Origin of the sequence: Vibrio sp. 10N.222.48.A3 (genome assembly GCF_041475345.1) — a bacterium.
Classification (GTDB): domain Bacteria; phylum Pseudomonadota; class Gammaproteobacteria; order Enterobacterales; family Vibrionaceae; genus Vibrio; species Vibrio tasmaniensis_A.
The window spans coordinates 1-1,555 of record NZ_JBFRVX010001378.1; the positions used below are offsets into that span (position 1 = coordinate 1).

General features: G+C 40.5%; 1 protein-coding gene. It reads right to left on the minus strand.

The features are described from left to right. A partial coding sequence (locus AB4653_RS26475; RefSeq protein WP_372105713.1) for a retention module-containing protein occupies positions 1-970 on the minus strand: 970 nt, incomplete at its 3' end. Positions 971-1,555: the final 585 nt, after the last annotated feature.

Sequence of the window (1,555 nt, forward strand, 5' to 3'; positions counted from 1 at the left end):
GTGATGCTATTGGGTTTCCTGCGGAGTCTTCACCTTGAATATCAAAAGCAAAGTTAATTTGATCGCCAGTATAAGAAACCTGCCCACCACCGATAGACGGAACATGATCAATAGATTGAGAAATCGTGGTGGTTAATGAGATATCGATATTATTGCCAACACTAGTAGCATCAATATCGATACGTAATACTTCGTCAGTACCTTGAACACCAACAATGGAATTCGTTACCGAGTCGTAAGTAAACGTGACAACTTGGCCGCTTGATGTAATGTCGTTATTAAGCTCACTTAGGAGTGAAGCAAGGGAGAGTGTGTCTGGGACAAAAGAATCTGGGTCTAGAGCTAAACTGCCCGCAATAATCGTTTCTGTGGTCGTAATAGATTGGGGGTAGGTATTGCCAGAAATAGAACCTTCAGTGACTGATTCGCTGATCGATTGACCACCAGCTGAACGTGTGATCGTTCTAAATTCCTCTCGAGTTTCCTCTACCTCTTCTTTCGCAAGCCCTGATGTCTCAAAGAATGTCGAGGGCTGAGTTTGAATATTATTGTATTCAATCGTAACAAAGCCTGCATTTGCAGAGCCTAGCCCTTCACCAGCAGCCGTTGCTTCCAAAATTTCAGTAGGATCGGCGCCACCTAAAATAGCTTCTTGGATTGCCGCAATATCATCGTCAGTAAATGCTCCGTCGTCAGATTGCTCTAGATCGAAATTGACCTCTCCGGCGATAGGGGCATCAGCCCAAGACAATTCTTGGTCAATACATCCAACACAATTCTCGCCAACCAGAACCTCACCATTTGGAGCACCTAATACAAGTTCTGCATTATTTGCGGTAATGACTATCTCATTTTCACGGATGATATCGCCAACTAGAACTTTTTTTGGGTTGCCGTCAGGTGTTACTACAACCACATCCCCACTTACTGCTTCAACAACCGCAGCTTGGCGCGAAACCTCAATATCCATATATCCCCCGTTATCACAAGCACTCTTATCTAGAGCTGTACAAATTATTTTTGTTAATCATTACAGGCTTTAATCAAATTCATACTTACCCCTCATCAATGGCCAATCTTTTGTTGTGCCTCTTCGAGTTGAAAAGAGATAAGTATTTAACCTGTTTTTTTTATAGTTTACTTACTGTTAAGCCTAGTCTTCCCCATAAAAAATGCCATGTCTGTGCTAAGAGACTCCTTTTCACAAATTCACTTATTCTCTATGGATTTCTAAAACACAAATTAAACGTTAGTAGTGCATTGATTTATATGCAAATAAACTCACAGCGATGTTACATCTCTTTAATCCTATAAAGATATACAGGAATAAAGTAGATAAATCATGAGCGAATATCAGACATTGCTTGAGGCAAACGATGTGATAGCAACAAAGCAGAGAGTAGTCCCAAACTTGAGACAATGTTCAGCACAAAGCGGATGAAAAACCATTTATTAAGCGTATATTTCGCCAGTTTCATATATGCCCATCAACATATTAAGGTGCTATGGAGGAACAATAGTCATGACTTATCATTCGATACACACATATCAAAAG